This is a genomic window from Nonomuraea jiangxiensis (genome assembly GCF_900099965.1).
Taxonomy (GTDB): domain Bacteria; phylum Actinomycetota; class Actinomycetes; order Streptosporangiales; family Streptosporangiaceae; genus Nonomuraea; species Nonomuraea jiangxiensis.
In genome coordinates, this window is record NZ_FNDJ01000003.1 from 125,636 (window position 1) to 143,282 (window position 17,647).

The 17,647-nt window shown below is 72.9% G+C and carries 11 protein-coding genes; 5 read left to right on the forward strand and 6 right to left on the reverse strand.

Annotated features, from left to right (window positions below; all coding sequences use genetic code 11):
• Window positions 1–161: 161 nt before the first annotated feature.
• Window positions 162–1,517 carry a dipeptidase gene (locus BLS95_RS06935; protein WP_090930049.1) on the forward strand — a complete coding sequence of 452 codons (1,356 nt, stop codon included), beginning with the start codon at window positions 162–164 and terminating at the stop codon, window positions 1,515–1,517.
• 39 nt (window positions 1,518–1,556) lie between these two features.
• Here the strand turns inward: BLS95_RS06935 and BLS95_RS06940 are convergent, their stop codons facing one another.
• A complete protein-coding gene (locus tag BLS95_RS06940; RefSeq protein ID WP_090930050.1) occupies window positions 1,557–2,087 on the reverse strand; it encodes a cysteine dioxygenase family protein in 531 nt (176 codons plus the stop codon).
• 108 nt (window positions 2,088–2,195) lie between these two features.
• Between BLS95_RS06940 and BLS95_RS06945 the strand changes: the two genes are divergently transcribed.
• The 3 genes from BLS95_RS06945 (at window position 2,196) to BLS95_RS06955 (ending at window position 10,485) form a co-directional block, all read left to right on the forward strand.
• Complete coding sequence (locus BLS95_RS06945; RefSeq protein WP_090930051.1) at window positions 2,196–3,056, forward strand: LysR family transcriptional regulator; 861 nt, start codon at window positions 2,196–2,198, stop codon at window positions 3,054–3,056.
• Between the two features lie 21 nt (window positions 3,057–3,077).
• Window positions 3,078–3,704, forward strand: a complete 627-nt coding sequence (locus BLS95_RS06950; RefSeq protein WP_090930052.1) for a LysE family translocator — start codon at window positions 3,078–3,080, stop codon at window positions 3,702–3,704.
• A gap of 88 nt (window positions 3,705–3,792) precedes the next feature.
• Complete coding sequence (locus BLS95_RS06955) at window positions 3,793–10,485, forward strand: tetratricopeptide repeat protein (RefSeq protein ID WP_090930053.1); 6,693 nt, start codon at window positions 3,793–3,795, stop codon at window positions 10,483–10,485.
• A 32-nt stretch (window positions 10,486–10,517) separates the two neighbouring features.
• Here BLS95_RS06955 and BLS95_RS06960 read toward each other — a convergent pair whose 3' ends face one another.
• The 5 genes from BLS95_RS06960 to BLS95_RS06980 are packed head-to-tail and all read right to left on the reverse strand — an operon-like array spanning window position 10,518 to window position 16,722.
• Window positions 10,518–12,104 (reverse strand): acyl-CoA synthetase, encoded by a 1,587-nt coding sequence (locus BLS95_RS06960; RefSeq protein WP_090930054.1) that lies wholly within the window; start codon window positions 12,102–12,104, stop codon window positions 10,518–10,520.
• Window positions 12,105–13,253 (reverse strand): thiolase domain-containing protein, encoded by a 1,149-nt coding sequence (locus tag BLS95_RS06965; protein ID WP_090930055.1) that lies wholly within the window; start codon window positions 13,251–13,253, stop codon window positions 12,105–12,107.
• A 1-nt stretch (window position 13,254) separates the two neighbouring features.
• A complete protein-coding gene (locus tag BLS95_RS06970) occupies window positions 13,255–14,280 on the reverse strand; it encodes a thiolase domain-containing protein (protein WP_090930056.1) in 1,026 nt (341 codons plus the stop codon).
• Window positions 14,277–15,176, reverse strand: a complete 900-nt coding sequence (locus BLS95_RS06975) for a Zn-ribbon domain-containing OB-fold protein (RefSeq protein ID WP_245764895.1) — start codon at window positions 15,174–15,176, stop codon at window positions 14,277–14,279. The genes BLS95_RS06970 and BLS95_RS06975 overlap by 4 nt, the downstream gene beginning before the upstream one ends.
• Window positions 15,166–16,722 carry an acyl-CoA synthetase gene (locus BLS95_RS06980; protein WP_090930057.1) on the reverse strand — a complete coding sequence of 519 codons (1,557 nt, stop codon included), beginning with the start codon at window positions 16,720–16,722 and terminating at the stop codon, window positions 15,166–15,168. The genes BLS95_RS06975 and BLS95_RS06980 overlap by 11 nt, the downstream gene beginning before the upstream one ends.
• 112 nt (window positions 16,723–16,834) lie before the next feature.
• On the opposite strand from BLS95_RS06980, the gene BLS95_RS06985 reads away from it, so the two are divergent.
• Window positions 16,835–17,644, forward strand: coding sequence for a crotonase/enoyl-CoA hydratase family protein (locus tag BLS95_RS06985; RefSeq protein WP_090930058.1), 810 nt, complete (start codon window positions 16,835–16,837; stop codon window positions 17,642–17,644).
• Window positions 17,645–17,647 lie beyond the last annotated feature (3 nt).

Consider the following 17,647-nt stretch of genomic DNA (forward strand, 5'->3'; position numbering starts at 1 on the left):
CAGAACCGCTCTGTAACGGCGACGAAATCCGCACGCGGGTCGGTCGGTCTACGCGCGCCGGGAACCGGTGTGGTGCAATGAGGAGCAAATTGCCGAGAACTGGAGCTCCACGGTGCAGACCTGTGGAGAGCCGCTGAGAACAACCCCCGGGGGACCTTCCCGTGACTCCTGACCAGATCGAGAGCGCTGTCGCCGCCGCGATGCCTCAGGCCGTCGAAGAGCTCAAGCGCCTGGCCGCCATCCCTTCCGTGGCCTTTCCCGGACATCCGGAGGAGCCGGTCTTCGCCGCCGCCGCGATGACCGAGGAGCTGCTGCGCTCCGTCGGCCTGCCGCACGTCCAGCAGGTCGCGGTGGAGGGCAGCTTCCCCGCCGTCTACGGCGAGGCCCCCGCCCCGCCCGGCGCGCCCACGGTCCTGCTCTACGCGCACTACGACGTGCAGCCGCCCGGCGACCTGTCCGCGTGGCGCACGCCGCCGTTCGAGCCGACCCTGATCGACGGCCGGCTGTACGGCCGGGGCTGCGCCGACGACAAGTCCGGCGTCATCTCGCACATCACCGCCCTGCGCGCCTTCCAGGGACGTTTCCCGGTAGGCATCAAGGTCATCATCGAGGGCCAGGAGGAATACGCGGGCGAGCGCCTGGAGGCGTTCGTCGAGCGCAACCCCGAGCTGCTGCGGGCCGACGCCATCGTGGTGGCCGACACCGGCAACCCGCGCGTCGGCGACCCGGCGGTCACCACGTCGCTGCGCGGCATGGCCGGGTTCACCGTCGAGGTCCGCACGCTGCGCGAGGCCGTGCACAGCGGCTCGTTCGGCGGGGCCGCCCCCGACGCGCTGGCGGCGCTGATGCGCATGCTGACCGCGCTGCACGACGACAACGGCGACGTGCGCGTGCCGGGGCTGCCGCGGGGCAGCTTCCTCGGGCACGGGCCGTCGGAGGACGACTTCAGGCAGACGGCGGGCGTGCTCGGCGAGGTGTCGCTGGTCGGCTCCGGGGCGCTGGCGGATCGCCTCTGGTCGTCCTATGCGATCACGGTGACGGGCCTGGACGTCCCCTCGGTGTCGGGGGCCGTCAACGCGGTCCAGCCGGTGGCGCGGGCCCGGGTGACGGTGCGGGTGCCGCCGGCCGGGGACCCGAAGACGACGGTCAACGCGGTGGTGGAGTTCCTGCGGCAGGTGACGCCGTGGGGGGCGCAGGTCTCGTTCGGGGACTTCACGGTGGGCGCGGGCTTCCAGGCCGACTCGGGCGGCAAGGCCCGCGCGGCGCTGAACCGGGCGATGGAGCGCGCCTTCGGCCGGCCGCCGCGCGACGTGGGCGCCGGCGGGTCGATCCCGCTGGTGAGCACGCTGCTGAAGCAGTTCCCCGCCGCGGAGATCCTGCTGTTCGGGGCGGAGGACGAGGAGGCGGCCATCCACGCGCCGAATGAGCGCGTGGACCTGGAGGAGCTGCGCCGGGTGGCCACCACGGAGGCCCTGTTCCTCCAGGAGATCAGCCTGCCCTCGGCCCTGGGCGCCTGACGACGGCGGCACCGGCCGCGCGATGGCCGACCGGCGGGCTTATCTGACGGGCAGCTCGTAGACGCGGCGTACGCTGCTGCCCAGCCTGCTCACGTCCGTCCCGTAGACGTGCAGCGACACCCCGACCTCGGCGCTGGTGTTGTGCACCATGTGGATGTCCCCGGGCGGCGCGAAGCCGCTGACCTCGCCCGGCCGGTTGCAGGCATGCCCGATCTTGACGAGATGGTCGCCCATGTCGCGGTAGAGGGTCTCGTACTCGATCCCGCTGAGGATGCCGAACGTGCACCAGGCCACGTGGTCGTGGATCACCGTGCGCTGGCCGGGACGCCACACGACGGCCACGATGGAGAAGTCGTCCTGCGCGTGCAGCACGTGGGACACGTACCCGTCGGGGGAGCCCGCTCGCTCGCTCGGGGTGAGGATGTCCAGGCCGGGCAGCCGGTCGCGGAGCAGGTCGGCGACGGCGTACGCGGTTTCGCGGGGCGCCGGCCGCCGGCCGACGATTCCGGAGATGCCGGCCACGAGCTGGCCGAGGCCGGGCCTGGCGGTGATGACGGTGGCCCTGTTCATGGCATCCCCTAGGAAAACGACTTGTTGTCTTCCCTCCCTACGGTGCTACAAGCTGCACCGATAGGTCCAACAGAAGTTTTATGGGCCATCGATAGATATGATTGATGAATGCTGGACGTCACCCGCCTCCGCGTCCTCGTCGCGGTGGCCCGTAAGGGCTCGCTGACCGCGGCCGCCCAGGAGCTGCACTACTCCCAGCCCTCCATCAGCCACCACCTGGCCCGGCTGGAGGCGGAGACCGGGGCCCGGCTCGTCCAGCGGGTGGGGCGGGGCATCAGGCTCACCGACGCGGGCCGGCTGCTGGCCGAGCGGGCCGCGGAGATCATCGGGCGGCTCGACGCCACGGCCGAGGAGCTCGCCGCGCACGTGGGGCTGCGTAGCGGCCGTGTCCGGCTGGCCGCCTTCCCCTCGGCGCTGGGCACGTTCATCCCCAAGGCCGCCGGGCTGCTGTCCGGCGCCCATCCCGGGCTGCGCCTGCAGCTCACCGAGACTGAGCCGCCGGAGGCGCTCAGGCTGCTGCGTGCCGGGCGGGTGGACGTGGCGGTGATCTTCCGCTACGACGACACCGCCCCCGAGGACGGCGGCCTGCACCTGGTCCACCTCCTCGACGATCCCAGCTACCTCGTGTCGAGCGGCCCGGCCGGCACGCCGGCCGACCACGCCGGGTCCCCCTGGATCGCGGGCTGCGACCGGTGCCGCAGCCATCTGCTGGACATCTGCGAGAAGGCGGGGTTCGAGCCGCAGATCTCGTTCACCAGCGACGACATCGTGGCCGTGCAGGCGCTGGTGGCGGCCGGCCTGGGGCTGACCCTGCTGCCGGGGCTCGCGCTCAGCGCCCACCGCCACCCGGACGTGGAGGTGGCGGAGGTGCCGGGGTCGACCAGGCACGTCTACGCGGCCGTCTACGGCGAGCCGCCCCATCCCCCGGCCACGGAGGCACTGCTGAAGGCGCTCCAAGAAAGCCTTTGACGCCGCCTCTACCATGGCCGCATGCCAGACATCTCAACCATTGCCGTCTTTTGCGTGGCGACCCTGGGGCTGCTGGTGGTGCCCGGGCCCGCCGTTCTCTACGTCGTCACCAGGAGCGTCACGCAGGGCCGGGCGGCGGGCCTGCTCTCCGTGCTCGGCGTGCACACGGGCTCGCTCGTGCACATCGGGGCGGCGGCGCTGGGCATCAGCGCGCTGCTGGCGGCCTCGGCCACGGCGTTCACCGTCGTGAAGTACGTGGGTGTGGCCTACCTGCTCTGGCTCGGCGTCCGCAAGCTGATGCGGCGGGGCGAGGGCGAGGAGGCCGTCGAGATGACCGTGCAGTCGAAGCGGCGGCTGTTCTGGCAGGGGTTCGTGGTCAACACGCTCAACCCGAAGACGGCGATCTTCTTCCTGGCGTTCCTGCCGCAGTTCTGTGACCCGGCCGCCGGGCCCGTCGGGCCGCAGATCCTGCTGCTCGGCGCGTTCTGGCTGGTGCTCGGGGTGATCAGCGACGGCGCGTACGCGATGCTCTCCTCGGCCCTGGCCGGCCGGGTGCGCGGGTCGGCACGGGCCCGGCGCCGCCTCGACGTGGGCAGCGGCGTGGTGTACCTGGGGCTGGCGGCGTGGCTCACAACCGCCAAGGCATGACAAGCCGGGAATTTTGCGTTTCATAGTGCGATAGTGAGATCTGATTACGAGGGACGGCAGACCAGGAAGTACGTCATAGGCGGACCCCATGGACACGCCACCACACCACCTCGGGCTCGAACGGGTCGTCGAGGTCTACTCGGGTCACGACGACCTTGTCGGGGTGACCGGATCTGGATATGTGATCGGTGCCGATCTGGTGCTGTCCTCCGGGCACGTCGTGGATCCCGGTGCGCCCTGCCAGGTACGCCTGCCGTCCTCGGCCCGGTGGACGGCGGCCGAGGAGGTGTGGCGGGGTCGCGGCGAGGCGGGCGCGGTGCTGCTACGGGTGGCCGACGCCCCGTGGGGTGACGTGCCGGGCATCGAACACGTCCGCTGGGCCAGGGTGTCCGGCGTGGGTTACCGGCTGCGCTGCGTGGCCAGGGGATTCCCGATGGCGGGGCGGCGGACCGGGGCCAGGGCCGCGCAGACGGTCGTCGGGCTGGTGGAGGCCCCCTCGGGCGCGGTGTCGAAGGCACTGACCGTCAACGTGCTCACCCCTGAACCGGCCACCACGCCGGTCGCGCTCTGGCAGGGCCTGTCGGGCGCCGTCCTGCTCGCCGAACCCGCCGGACAACTCATCGGCGTGATCACCCAAGGCCACCACCGGGACACCGGAGACTTTCGAGACTCAGGTGACTCACAGGGCTTAGGAGACCTTGGGGACCGCCGGGACGGAGAAGACGACGCCGGGGACTCCCGGAGCCAGCGGGACAGTAGTGGGTGGGAGTTGCGGAGCGACCGGGACGAGCGGGGCGCGGGGTGGCGCTTGGACGTCGTGCCCGTGACCGCGTTGCTGGGCGACGAGCGGTTCCGGGCGCTGGCCGGGGTCGCACCCGGACGGCTGGAGACGGTCGCGGAGGGCGACCCCGTGGTGATGCTGCCCGGCCTACTGTCCCCCGCCCATATCGGGCTCCCGCCGGACCGCCCGGACTGGACGCTGCTGATGGCGCGGCACGCGGTGGTGCCGTTCCTGGGCCGGGACGAGGAACTGGCCGCCCTGCGCGCCTGGATCGCCGAACCGGCCGCGCTGTCGATCGCCGTGATGACCGGCCGCAGCGGCACCGGCAAGACCCGGCTGGCCGCCGAGCTGTGCGCGGAGCTCGCGCAGGCGGGCTGGGACACCGGCACCCTCCCGTTGTCCTCCGTCACGGGCCCCCTGACCAGCCGCCCTGACGCGCCCAACCGCCCGATGACGCGGGTCACGCGCTTGGACGCCCGCCGCCCGGCCCTGCTCGTCGTGGATCACCCGGAGCCGTCCGCGCCGCTGGTCGGCGAGCTGATCCGGCGGCTGGCCAAGCACGACCGCAATCCCCCCGTCCGGCTCCTCCTGGTGGCCCGCGAGCCCGGGGATCCGGAGTGGTGGCGACGCCTCGACACGGCCTCGGGAGGCTGGCTGAGGCGCCTCAACAGCACGACCGTCCACCTCAACGCCCACCCGCTGACGCTGGCGGAGCGGAACAGGCACGCGTTCGCCGCCATGAAGGCCTTCGCCCCCAGCCGGGCCGTCCTGCCTCCGCCACCCCGCCTCGACGACCCCGAGTACGGCCTGCCGGTCCGCGTCCACCTGGCCGCCCTGCTACGCCTGCGCGACGGCACCGAAGGGGATGGTGAAGGCCCGGAGAACGACCACGAGCTCCCCCCGAGCCATGCGGCCCCCTCCAGCCCGGCAAGCGGTGACGCGGGGAGACATGCGGACGAGGACGAGGACGAGGCGAACACGGAACCGTTGCCGCGCCTCGGCGGTGGGGCCGATGTGGGCGACGGGCTGCTCAGCCGGTTCCTCGCCCGGGAACGCCGGCAATGGGCCCGGGTGTGGCCGGACGGGCACGACCGGGTGGACGACATGACGGCACTGCAGGCCGTGGCCGTCCTCACACTCACCGCCCCCACCCCCGCCGAACTCCCCGGCCTGCTGACAACCGTGCCGGGGGTGCGCGACCTCGGTACGCCCGTGCCGGGGGTCCGCGACCTCGGCACGGGCGAACTGCCGGACCACGCCCTCAGCACGGGCGGGCTGCCGGACCGCGCCCTGCGGCTGGCGGCCTGGCTGGGGCGGATCTTTCCCGGCGGCGAGCGGCTGGTGCCGCTCGGCCCGGACCTCATCGCCGAGCAGCTCTTGGACGAGACCGACGGCCTGGAAGCGCTCGTGCTCGCGCTGCACGACCATGAGGGGCGCACGGTCGAGCACCTCATCCGCATGCTCGACGTCCTGCGGCTGTCGGCGGGCCGGGCGCGGGTGCGGGCGGCACTGCGATCGCTGGTGGCGGCACGGATCGGACGGCTGGTCGCGGAGAGCGCGGCGGCGCCCGCCACCAGACTCGGCGACGTGCTGAACGCCGCCCTCGGCCTGTTCCCCGCCGACCGGGAGCTCGCCGAGGCCGTGTCCGCCCGGCTGGAACGGGATGCGCGCCCGCTCGACGAGCCGGGATCACCGACACGCAATCTGAGCCTGGACATGCTCGATGCGAACCCAGAGGTGCTGGATCCGAATCGTGAGGTGCTGGATCCGAGCCTGGAGATGCTGGATCCGACCCCGGAGGTGCTCGACCCGAACCCAGGGGTGCTCAATCCGGACCTGGGGGTGCTGGACCCCGCAGCTGGTGAGTTGGGGTTGCGGGCGCTTGGGGTGACGCTGGGTGAGTCGGTCGTGCGGCGTCGTCGGGCCGCCGGGGCGGGAGCGGGGCTGGCGCGGGCCCTTGCGGTGCTCGCCGGGCGGCTGGCGGCCGTGGGCCGGGTGGTCGAGGCCGTCGTGGTGGCCAAGGAGGCCGTCGAGATCCTCGCCGCCGCTCCCCCGTACGAGGAGGCGGCGGGACGGGCGGAGGCGCTGTTCCAGCTGGCCGGGTGTCTGCTGCTGGCAGGTGAGCCCGCCGCCGCGCTCAAACCCGCGCAGGAGGCCGCGGCCCGATACCGCATCCTGGCCGAGGACGGCCCCGGGCACGCCGGGGAGGTCGCGCGGGCGCACTACAACCTGGCGTGCGCGCTGCTGGAGGTCGACCGCCTGGACGAGGCCGTGGCGGCGTTCGAGCTGGCGGGCGGCGACCCCGAACTCGCGGCGAACCTGACAGGCGCCCTGTCCGTCCTGCCTCCCCCGGCCACCCCGACCGGCCCGCCCGAGGCGAACCGGAGCCCGTCCCACACCGCCTACGAACCACCACTCGGCACCGCCTACGAACGATCACCGGAGAAGCGGAGCGGCGCCGCCGCGGGTGGGTGGTTCGCTGAAGGGGCCACCGACGCCGGCCCGGAGTCGCCGGCGGTGCCTCCCGAGGTGTCCGTGTGGCCCGCGCCCGAGCCGCTGCCGCTGTATGCCGAGGTGAACGCGGACGTGCTGGCCGAGCTGGGGGCGGGTCTGGCCGTCGCCGTCACGACCGCCGTCAAGGACGCCGCCCCGACCAGCAGGGACGTGGCCCTGCGCCTGCACCTCCTGGCCGCCTGGCTGCACGGGCGGGAGCGGGCGGCCGACGCCCTGGTTCCCGCCGTCGAGGCGGTCGGGCGGTTGCGCGGGCTGGCGGATGCCGAGCCGGAGCTGCGGTATCTGCTCGCCACCGCCGCCGGGCTGCGGTCCAGGATCCACGCCGGGTTGGACGACCTGGACGCCGCCGTACGCTCCGCCGGTGAGGCCGCGCGGAACCTGCGTGCGCTGGTCACCCTCGAACCCGGCACCTACCGGCCCCTCCTGGCCGGGCAACTGCTGGACCTGGGCGAGCTGCTGCTGATCGACGACCGGGCGGAGGATGCGCTCCATCCACTGCAGGAGGCCATGGGCGTGGTGGCTGAGGGGCACGTCGCCACGCAGGCCAGGGCCAGGTGGCTGCTCGGCCTGTGCCTGGACGAGATCGGCCGCCCCATGGACGCTCTGGCCCAGCTGGAGATCGCAGCCGAGCTGTACGACCTGCCGGGCGCGGAAGGGGACGACCACCCGCGCCGCCGCTCCGAGGTACGGGCCAGGCTGAGTCGCCTGCGGTCGGCCCTGGACGCCGACATCCGCGCTTACGGAGTGCCGGGAACGCGCGAATCCCCATTCCCCGCACCCGAGCCGACGCGAGCCGGAGAGCCCCCGCTCGCCGCACCCGAGCCGGCAAGGACGGGCGGGATGCGGCCCTTCGTGTCCGGAGCGGCGGGGGCGGTGCGGGCGGCGGGGGTGCGGCCGTGGATGTTGGCGCTGGTCAGTGAGCGGCCGGCGGAGGAGGGGGTGAGGCGGGCCGAGCGGTTGCTGGCCGAGCGGCGGAGGATCGTCGAGAGCGCGGGCACCCCGGAGGCCGAGGAGGTCCACGCGCACCTGTCCGCCCAGGCCACGCTGGCACGGGCGTGGGCGGACGCCGGGCGGGCGGCCGACGGGTTCGTCCTCGCCATGCAGGCCGCCGAGTCGCTGCGGCACACCGCCGTACCCGACCGGCCGCACGCCATCGCCGTGGGCATGGTCGCGGCGGCACTCGGGCGGACGCTGGTGGCCCTCGGCCGGTACAAAGAGGCCATCCCGCACCTGCTCACCGCCATCGAGGCCTACGAGCCGCAGACCGGCACCAGCCCGGCGTTCCGGAGGGAGCTGGCCGAGCTGATGGTGCTGGAGACGGTCGCGCTGTCCCACGCCACCTGCCCGTCGGACGCCGAGTCGGCCGCCGAACGGCTGGTGGAGCTGTACGGCGGGCTCGTGGCCGACCGCCTGCAGCCTCCGGTGGCCCTCGCGGGGGCGCTGCGGCTGCTGGCCGGGATCCGCTACGGCAGGCGGAACGTGGAAGGCGCGCTGGAGTCCGTGACCAGGGCGCTCGACGTCATTCCCGCCGAGCCCGACGGCCACCCTCCCGCCGGGGAGGTCCAGGTGCTCACCGCCACCTGCCTGGAGCTCGCCGGGCTCTGCCTGGCCGAGCTGGACGACGGAGAGGCGGCCGGGGCCAAGCTGGCCGAGGGCACCGCGCTGCTGGAGCAGCATGGGCCCGTTCCGCCCGATCTCGTCACCGTGCACCTGCTGGCCCTGATCCGGCTGGCCCGGCTGCGGGTCGCGGGGGAAGGCCCCGCCGCGGGGGTCGCGCCGCACGCCCGGCTGCTGGGGATCCGGCCGCTGCCCGAGGCCGACGTACTGCATGTCCTCATCGAGGAGTTGTCCGGCGGCCTGGGCGACATGTCGGGCGCGGATCCGGCCGGGCTGGTGCCGTCGCTCACCTCGTTCACCGACGCGCTGGAACGGCAGGCGCCGCCGAGTAGCGAGCCCGGGCTGCACGACAAGTACGCCCGGTGCCTGGCCCGGTTCGGCGACGCCGCGGCCAGGGCGGGTGACCGGGCAAGTGCCGTACAGGTCGCTGAGCTGGCCGTCCGCGTCTACCGGGGACTCGTCGCCGTCTCCGGCAGGTATCGAGAGCGGCTCGGGACGGCGCTCGCCACGCTCGCCCGGCTGCGGGAAACTCCGCCGCTCCCCGCGCTGGAGCAGGCCATCGACCTGCTGGGCAGCATAGAGGGGGCGTCGCCGGCGGGTGGGGCGTTGGTGGAGATGTTGCTCAGCTACGCCGGCCGGCTGCACGAGCAGGGGCGTCATGTGGAGGCTCTGGCGCACTGTGAGCGGGCCGCCGATCTCTGCGACGAACTCGACGACCCGGCCGTGGCCGCTCTCACCTACGCGCGGCTGGGCGAGGTCCTGGCCGCGCTCGACCGGCCGCGGGCCGCGCTGGAGGCGATCACCTGGTCGCTGGCCGAGTTGGAACGGGCCGAGCAGGCGGGCCGGGAGTTGCCGCACGTGCGGGCGCGGGCCGTCCAGGTGCGCGGGCGGGTGCTGCGGGCGTCCGGCAGGGAGCAGGAGGCGCTGGCGCACCTCGTGGAGGCCGTGGGGCTGTTCACCCGGCTGCCGGATCCGCGGGCGGCGGCCGAGACCGCCGCCCTGGTGGCCGACGACCTGCTCGCCGGGGGCCGGCCCGAGGAGGCCGCCGAGTACGCCAGGCTCGCCGCGACCGGCCACCCTCCGGACACCGTCAAGCACGCGCTGGCCACGCAGCGGCTGGCCAGGTGCCACATGATGCTCGGCGCGCTCGCCGAGGCCCACGCCCTCGTGGAGGACCTGATCCCGCGGGCCAGGCGGCGGCCGGACGATCTCACGTACCGGGCGATCCTGGCCGACTCGCTGGCGCAGAGCTCCGAGCTGCTGCCGGCGCTGCGGCCGGACGGCGCGGCGGAGGCGGAGGCGCGGGCCAGGGAGGCCATCGCGATCTACGACGAGCTGCTGACCACGGGCATGAACGCGCAGGCCCTGCACACCAGCCGGGCCGGCGCCTGCCTGACCCTGGCCGCCGCGCTGCGGATGCGGGACCAGGCCGCGGAGGCCGTCCAGCCGCTGCGGGAGGCGGTCGCGGCGCTGGAGCGGTTCGCCTCAGGCAACCGGCTGCAGGCGGGACTGCTGTCCAGGGCGATGCTCATGCTGGGCGACGCGCTCATGGAGGCGGGCCGGGCGCTGGAGGCCGGGTTCGTCTTCCATCGCGGTACGCAGGTGACGCGGGACGAGGTGTCCAGGGCCGTGGCGCACGCCCGGCTCGGCTTCTGCCAGCAGGAGCTGGGCAGGGACGACGCCGCGGACGCCGCCCTGCGCGTGTCGGCCGACCTGCTGCGCGGCCTGGCACCACGAGAGACGGAGCTGACCGGGCTGCTGCAGGACGTGTTGCGCGGCAGGCTGCGGCTGCTGGAGAAGGCGGGCGGGGACGGCGCGGCGAAGGCGGCGGTGGAACAGGAACTCCGCCGCCTCACCAGCCACCGCTGACCGAGCCTCAACAGCCAGCCGACAGCCCGGACTCACGGGCCGGCGGCCTCCACCGTCTCCCTGGCCCAGCGGTAGTCCGCCTTGCCGGCGGGCGAGCGCACCATCTGCGCCACGAACGCGTACGTACGCGGCACCTTGTAGCCCGACAGCAGCTTCCGGCAGTGCTCGTCCAGCTCGGCGACCGTCACCTCGATCCCCTGGCGCGGCTCCACCACGGCGGCCACCCGGTTCCCCCACCGCTCGTCCGGCACCCCGGTCACCACCGCGTCGAACACCGCCGGATGCCCCTTGAGCACCGCCTCCACCTCCTCGGGGAACACCTTCTCCCCGCCGGTGTTGATGCACTGCGATCCCCGGCCGAACACGTTCACGGTCCCGTCGTGATCGACCGTCGCCAGGTCGCCGGTGAGCAGCCACCGCGTGCCCGCCTCGTCCGTGACGAAGGTACGGGCGGTCTTCTCCGGGTCGTTGTAGTAGCCGAACGCCACCCGCCCCGACCTCGCGACCGTGCCGAGCTGCCCGGAACCGGGCTCGACCGGCCGGTTCGAATCGTCCAGCACGGCCAGTTTGACCACGGAGTTCGGCTGGTAGCGCAGCCCCTTCTCGGGGGACGACCCGGCCACGCCGGAGGCCGTGTAGCCGGACTCGGTGGAGCCGAAGTTGTCCAGGATCATGACGTTCGGTAACAGCTCCTGGAGGCGGTCGCGGACGGCGCCGGACAGGATCGCCCCGGTCGAGCTGACCACGAACAGCGAGGAGACGTCGTAGCCGCCGCCCGCCAGCTCCTCGGCCAGCGGCCGGGCCATGGCGTCGCCGGTGATGTTCATGGTGAACACCCGCTCCCGCTCGACCGCCCGCCACACCTCGGCGGGGTCGAACTTGCGTACGTACACGATGGCCGAGCCCATCCACCACGCGATGAACGTGGCCATCTGCGCGGCCCCGTGCATCAGGGGCGGGGCGGCCATCATGACCATCGGGTCGGCCTTGACCGCCTCGTCGATCACCTCCTGCGGCGTGGCGCGCGGCTCGCCGTACGGGTTGCCGCCGCCGAAGCCCATGAACAGGTCCTCGACGTGCCACATCGCGCCCTTGGGCAGGCCGGTGGTGCCGCCGGTGTAGATGATGTACACGTCCTGGCCCGAGCGCGGCGGGAAGTCCCGTTCCGGCCGGCCCCGCTCCAGGGCCGTCGCGTACGGCACCGCCGAGCGGATCACCGACGGCCCGCCCACCGAGATCAGGTGATCGAGGAGCGGCGACTCGACGGCCGCGGCGGCCACCCGGGCGTCGAACTCCACGTCGTAGATCAGCGCCCTGATGTCGGAGTCCCGGTAGAGGTAGAGCAGCTCGGCGGCGACGTACCGGTAGTTGACGTTGATCGGCACGGCCCTGATCTTCAGGGTGGCCAGCAACCCGGCGACGTACTCGACGCCGTTGTAGAGGTGCAGCCCGACGTGCTGGCCGGGCTGGACGCCGAGGTCCATGAGGTAGTGGGCGAGCCGGTTGGACTCGGCCTCCAGCTCGGCGTAGGTGCGCCGGTCGGGGCCGCAGACGACGGCCGTCCTGTCCCCGATCGTGTCCGCGAGCCCTTCGAACAGGTCAGCGTGGTTGAACTCCATCTAGAGTCTCTCCCGTCCGACGATCCACATCGCGAAGAACTGGGATCCCCCGCCATAGGCGTGACCGAGCGCCGTACGGGCGCCGTCCACCTGGTGCTCGCCCGCCATCCCGCGCACCTGCTGCGCGGCCTCGGCGAACCTGATCAGCCCCGAGGCTCCGATCGGGTTGCTGGACAGCACCCCGCCGGAGGCGTTCCACGGTATGTCGCCGTCCAGTGCCGTGGCCCCGGACTCGGTGAGCTTCCACCCCTCCCCTTCCGCCGCGAATCCCAGGTTCTCCAGCCACATCGGCTCGTACCAGGAGAACGGCACGTACACCTCGGCCACGTCGATCTGCCGCCGCGGGTCGGTGATCCCGGCCTGCCGGTAGACGTCGGCGGCGCAGTCCTTGCCCGCCTGCGGGCTGACCGTGTCACGGTCGGCCCGGGTGATCGGCTCCGAGCGCATGGCCGTGCCGTGCACCCAGGCGGGCGTTCCAGTGACGGCGGACTCCGAGGCCAGCACCATCGCGCAGGCGCCGTCACTGGACGGGCACGTCTCCAGGTAGCGGATCGGCTCCCACAACATCGGCGTGGACTCCACCATCCGCCGGTCGATGCCGGGGATCTTGAGGTGCGCGTAGGGGTTCTTCAGGGCGTTCAGCCGGTCCTTGACGGCGACGAGCGTTCCAACGTGGCCGGGGGCGCCGGATCTGCGCATGTACTCGCGGATGTGCGGCGCGAAGTAGCCGCCCGCGCCCACCACCAGCGACGCGCTGAACGGCAGGTGGGTGGACAGCGCCCAGGTGGCGTTGGACTCCGACTGCTTCTCGAAGGCCACCACCAGCACCCGGTCGTGCACCCCGCCCTGCACCAGCGAGGCGCCGACCAGCGCCGTGGAGCCGCCGACGCTGCCGGCCGTGTGCACCCGCATCATCGGCTTGCCCGCCGCGCCGAGCGCGTCCGCCAGGTACGACTCCGGCATCATCACGCCCTCGAACAGGTCGGGCGCCTTGCCGACCACCACGGCGTCGATGTCCTTGAACGTCAGCCCCGCGTCCGCCAGCGCCCGCAGCGCCGCCTCGCGCACCAGCCCGGCGATGGACACGTCCCGGCGGCTGGTCCTGTAGTGCGTCTGCCCCACCCCGATCACCGCACAAGGGTTTCCCATGTCACGCCTCCAGGACTGTCACGAGGTTGTGCTGCAGGCAGGGGCCGCCGGCGGCGTGCGCGACCGTGCGCCGGGCGTCGCCGTCATGGATGCGCCGCGCCGCCTCGCCGATCCGGATGAGGCCCGTGGCCATGACCGGATTGGCCGCCAGCGGGCCGCCGGAGGGGTTGATCACGGTGTCGCCGGGCAGTTCGAGCGCCGCGCGCAGGATGATCTCCTCGTGCGGGAACTGGGCGTGCAGTTCTGCCACCTCGACGGGACTCTTGCCGACCCCCGCGGCCCGGGCGGCGTCGGCCGCGGAGGGCGACCGGGTCAGGTCGCGCATGCCCAGGTAGTGCGGCTCGATGCGGTGCGCGATGCCCCTGATGTAGGCGGGCCGGGCATGGATGCGGCCGGCCAGGTCGCCGGCCGCGAGCACGATCGCCGCCGCGCCGTCCGTGATCGGCGGCACCTCGCCGCGCGACAGCGGCCGCACCGCGAAGGGTTCCTCACCGTCCTCCGGGTCGGGCAGGTCCAGCGCGTACGGGTTACGCCGGCCGTCCGCCCGGCTGCGCCTGACGATCTCGGTCAGCTCCTTCCTGTCGGCTCCCACGGCGTTCGCCTGGAGCGCGGCGCAGGAGAGCCGGTCGAGCCCGAGCGGCGCCAGATAGTACGGGTCGAGCTGGAGCGTCATGATCCGGTCCAGGTCACCGAGCGACGACTTGCCGAAGCCGTAGACCAGGGCCGAGTCGATGTCGCCGTGCTGGAGGCGCACCCAGGCCTCGTACAGCGCCCAGGCCCCGTCCATCTCCACGTGGCTCTCCGAGATGGGCGGCCAGGCGCCCAGCGCGTCCAGGGCCGACACGAACGAGAACGGGGCGCCCGCCAGGTAGTCGCAGCTCCCCGAGCAGGTGAAGCCGAACCGTTTCAGCCCGCTGCGCTCCTTGGCCTCCTCGATCACCGGCTGGATCAGCTCGGACTCGGTCAGCCCGGTGTCCTGGCCGGTGTGCCGGGTCTGGGCGAACGCGACGACCGCGACGTCTCTCATGTCAGCTCCACATCTGGCTCGCCGGTGGGGGCGAACCAGCGGATGTTCGCCATGGACGCCGTGCGCTCGCTCTCCGGGACCCAGACCGCCCTGACCCGCATGCCCTGGCGCACCTGATGTGCGGGTACATCCCCGACCAGGGCGATGATGGGGATGTCAGCGTTGTCGAGCAAGATGTACGCCGACACGAACGGCACCTCCGGGGCCCGCGGATCCGGCAGGTTGTTGATGGCGAACGTGGTGACCGTCCCGGTGTCGGGCAGTTCGAGCGTCTCCGTGATGCCGGTGCCGCATTGGGGGCACGACAGCCGGTAGGGCACGTACACCTTGGCGCAGCTCCCGCACCGGCCGCCGAGGAAGACACCGCGCTCGATGCCCTCCAGGAAGACGCGCAGCGCGCCGCCCGCCTGGAGGCGGTACTCGGCGCGCACGTTGGACACGATCCGCGTGACCTCGGGCACGAAGTGCGCGAGGTCGGTGATGTCGCCGGTGGGCCGGTCCCGCCAGACAGGCCAGACCCGGGCGCCCGCGCGCAGCGTCTTGGGGTCGGCGCCGTCCACGGCGTGCGCCAGCGCGGTGTCCGCGCCGTCGAGCTTGATGAGCGCCCACGCGAACGGCCGGTCGAGCGGGTGGCCGTCGAGCGGGTGGTCCACCCAGGCCCACGCGGTGACCGTGCCCGCCGGGCCGACCTCGACGTACTCGCCGGTGACCGGCTCGCCGGTCGCGGGGTCGTACTCCAGGGGCGGCACCAGCACCTTGCCCTCCGCCGTACGGACTCCGACGATGCGGCGGGCGCGCAACTCGCTCAGGAACCGCCCGATCACCGGCCCGGTGGTACGGGTGTAACCGCCGGGGAACTCCAGGACGTGCTGGGCGACCAGCGGATCAGATGGCACGGTCGTGTCCCTCCCAGTACGGGTCGCGCAGTTTGCGTTTGAGCAGCTTGCCGTTGGGCTCGCGGGGCATCTCCGCGATGAAGTCGATGCTCTTCGGCCACTTCATCCGGGCCAGCCGGCCCTCCAGGGACGCCAGCAGCTCCGCGGCCAGTTCGGGCGAGGGCTCGACCCCGGCCGCGGGCTCGACCACGGCCTTGATCTGCTCGCCCCACTCCTCGTCCGGGATCCCGAACACGGCCACATCCGCCACCTTCGGGTGGACCACGAGCTCGTTCTCGATCTCGGCCGGGTAGATGTTGGCGCCGCCGGAGATGATCAGGTCGGCCTTGCGGTCGCAGAGGTAGAGGAAGCCGTCCTTGTCCAGGTATCCGATGTCCCCGACGGTGAAGTAGTCCTTGAGGCGGTTCGCGGCGGTCTTCTCCGGGTCGCCCTTGTACTCGAACGGGACGCCCAGCATCTTCATGTAGATGGTCCCGGGGGTGCCGGTCGGTACGGGTTCGCCGGACTCGTCCACGATGAGCAGCTCGCTGAACGGCCAGGCCGTGCCGACCGTGCCGGGGTGCGACTTCCAGCCCTCGGGCGTGGCCAGGGTGCCACCGCCCTCGGTGGCCGCGTAGTACTCGTACACGCAGTCGCCCCACCACTCGAACATCGCCCATTTGACCGGGACGGGACAGGGGGCCGCGGCGTGGATCATCCAGGCCAGCGAGGACAGGTCGTACCGGCCGCGGGTCTGCTCCGGCAGCGCCAGCAGGCGCTTGAAGTGGGTCGGGACCATGTGGGAGTTGGTGACCCGGTGGCGCTCGCAGAGCCGGAGCATCTCCTCGGCGTCCCACCTGTCCATGTAGACGAGCGTGTGGCCCAGGTGCAGGGCGCTGCCGCCGAACTGCGTCACGGCGGTGTGGTAGCTCGGGGAGGTGACCAGGTGGGTGTTCGGCCGTCCCGGCGTGATGCCGAACAGGCGGAGCAGGCCCGTCATCAGCTCGGCGGACTCGTCCGGGTCCAGGCCGTTCAGGCGGCGTCTGACCCCTTTGGGGCGGCCGGTGGTGCCCGAGGTGTAGTGCATGGCGGCCCCGGCGGTACGGTCGGCGGGAGCGGTGTCCGGCTGCCCGTCGGTCAGGTCGCTCACCGGCCGGAACCCCGGCACCGCGTCCTGCCCGCCGGGCAGCAGGAAGCGCCGGTGCGGCTCGATGGCCTCGGCGCCCCGCGCGCCCTCCACGGCGTGTCGGGGGTGCACGAAGAACGCCTTGGCCTCGCTGTCGGAGACGATGTAGGCGATCTCGGGGCCGGTCAGGTGCCAGTTGACCGGGGTGTAGTACCAGCCGGCCTGCAGTGCGGCCAGGTAGAGGACCAGGCCGTCGGCGCCGTTAGGGACCAGGCCGCAGATGCCGTCGCCGGGCCGCAGCCCGAGCTCGCGCAGGCCGTGCACGAGGCGGTTCGAGCGGGCCAGCAGGTCGCCCGCGCGGTGCTCGGTGCCGTCGGGATCCACGGCCGCGATCCACTCGGGATCCGCCTGCGCGAGCCTCCAGAAACCGAGTGTGCCCATCCGAACTCCTCCGGCGCGAGCAAACAGGAACCTGTTCTCGTTTGATGCTGGGAGCGTATCCTGGGGCCGAAGTGTGGAGCAAGCGCTTGATTAAGCCACGTCGGAGGCATCCGTGGAACTCCTGCCGATCAGCACCCCCCACTGCCGGGTCGAGCGCGACGACCACGTCCTGATCGTCACCATGAACCGGCCGGAGGCCCGCAACGCGCTCTCCTCGGACATGCTGGTCGGCCTGGCCTCGGCGTGGGCGTACGCGTCCGAGGAGCCCGGGATCCGGGTGGCGATCCTGACCGGCGCGGCCGGCACGTTCTGCTCGGGCGCGGACCTGAAGGCCATGGGACAGCCCTCTACGGACCCGGAGGTGCAGGCCAGGGCCGCGAGGATCGCCAACATGCACTGGAAGGGCCTGCTGCGCGAGGACCCGCCGACCAAGCCGATCATCTGCGCGGTCGAGGGCTACGCGGTGGCCGGCGGTACGGAGCTACTGGTGGGGACCGATCTGCGGGTGGTGGCCGAGTCGGCGACGCTGGGCCTGTTCGAGGCCAAGCGCGCGCTGTTCCCGATGGGCGGCAGCGCCGTGCGCCTGCCCCGCCAGATCCCCTACTGCCACGCCATGGACCTGCTCCTCACCGGCCGCGCGATCACGGCGGCGGAGGCGCTCCGGATGGGCCTGGTCAACCGGGTCGTCCCGGACGGGCAGGCGCTGGCGTCGGCCAGGGAACTGGCCGGCGACGTCGCGGCGTCGGGGCCGCTGGCGGTGCAGGCGATCCTGCGCACCTACCGCGACACGCTGGGCCTGCCGGAGCCGGCGGCGCTGAAGGTGTCGGACGAGCTCGGCTGGCCGGTGATCGGCTCCGAGGACGCCAAGGAGGGCACCCGGGCCTTCCGCGAGAAGCGCCCGCCGACCTATCTCGGCCACTGACAT